Source organism: Neptuniibacter caesariensis (genome assembly GCF_000153345.1).
GTDB classification, from domain to species: domain Bacteria; phylum Pseudomonadota; class Gammaproteobacteria; order Pseudomonadales; family Balneatricaceae; genus Neptuniibacter; species Neptuniibacter caesariensis.
In genome coordinates this window covers 229,279-230,585 of sequence record NZ_CH724125.1, presented here as the reverse complement: position 1 = coordinate 230,585, position 1,307 = coordinate 229,279, and the positions used below count along the sequence as shown (strand labels likewise).

Below are 1,307 nucleotides of genomic sequence, written 5' to 3'. Positions count from 1 at the left end.
ACACGTTTTTCTGCGTCTGTTAAAGGTTTTGATGTATCTGAGTACATGAATCCCAAAGACGCGCGCAAGATGGATCTCTTTATTCAATACGGAATGGCTGCGGCTTCTCAAGCGCTTGATGATTCCGGGCTTGAAGTAACAGATCAAAATGCACCTCGTATTGGTTGTGCTATAGGTTCTGGTATCGGTGGTCTACCGATGATTGAAAAGAATGTAGATATTCTGAGTAATTCTGGCCCTCGGCGTGTTTCACCTTTCTTTGTGCCTGGAAGTATCATCAATATGATTGGTGGCAATCTTGCCATTAAGCATGGTTTTAAAGGGCCAAATATCGCTATCACTACGGCTTGTACTACAGGTACACATAACATTGGGCAGGCTATGCGCATGATTCAGTATGGCGATGCTGATGTGATGGTTGCAGGTGGGGCTGAAATGGCAACAACTCCACTTGGAATTGCAGGTTTCGCTGCGGCAAGGGCGCTTTCTACGCGTAATGATGATCCCGAGGCAGCAAGTCGTCCCTGGGACAAAGATCGTGATGGATTTGTGCTTGGCGATGGTGCTGGCATTTTAATTCTCGAAGAGTATGAGCATGCCAAATCGCGTGGTGCGCAAATTTATTGCGAATTGGCGGGATTTGGGATGAGTGATGATGCATTTCATATGACCGCTCCGCCTGAAAATGGAGAAGGTGCTGCGCTGGCGATGTCTAATGCCATTAAAGACGCTCAATTGGCAAAAGATGAGATTCACTATATCAATGCGCATGGCACCTCCACCCCAGCCGGGGATATAGCAGAATCAAACGCTGCCAAAGAGGTCCTGGGTGCTGCCGCAGAGCAGGTTAGAATGAGTTCTACAAAATCTATGATAGGGCATTTGCTGGGAGCAGCAGGTGCTGTTGAGGCGATTATTTGTACCCTTGCATTAAAACACCAGGTTGCACCGCCCACAATTAATTTGAATAACCCATCTGATGGATGTGATCTCAACTATGTAGCACACCAGCCGCAAGAGTGTCGTATTGATGCCGCTTTGTCGAATTCTTTCGGCTTTGGCGGGACTAACGGTACATTGCTGTTTAGGAATCTATAGGTATTTGATGCGTTGTTGGATTAATGGTCTTCCTGAAACTGAGATAGCGGTTAGCGACCGGGGTTTAGCCTACGGAGATGGATTGTTTGAGACGGTTCTTGTTCAGAAAGGTCGACTTCATCTTTTTGAAGAGCACCTGCAGCGCTTAGCCAAGGGGCTTAGAAAGCTTTCATTCCCTGAGTCTGTGATAAATGATCTCAAAGAGGATA

1 protein-coding gene and 1 pseudogene are annotated in these 1,307 nt (G+C 46.7%); both read left to right on the top strand.

Features of this window, described 5'->3' with window-relative positions:
* A partial coding sequence (gene fabF, locus MED92_RS01070; RefSeq protein ID WP_007019609.1) for a beta-ketoacyl-ACP synthase II occupies positions 1-1,098 on the top strand: 1,098 nt, incomplete at its 5' end.
* 7 nt (positions 1,099-1,105) lie between these two features.
* Positions 1,106-1,307, top strand: a pseudogene (locus MED92_RS19050) (hypothetical protein); the annotation flags it as partial.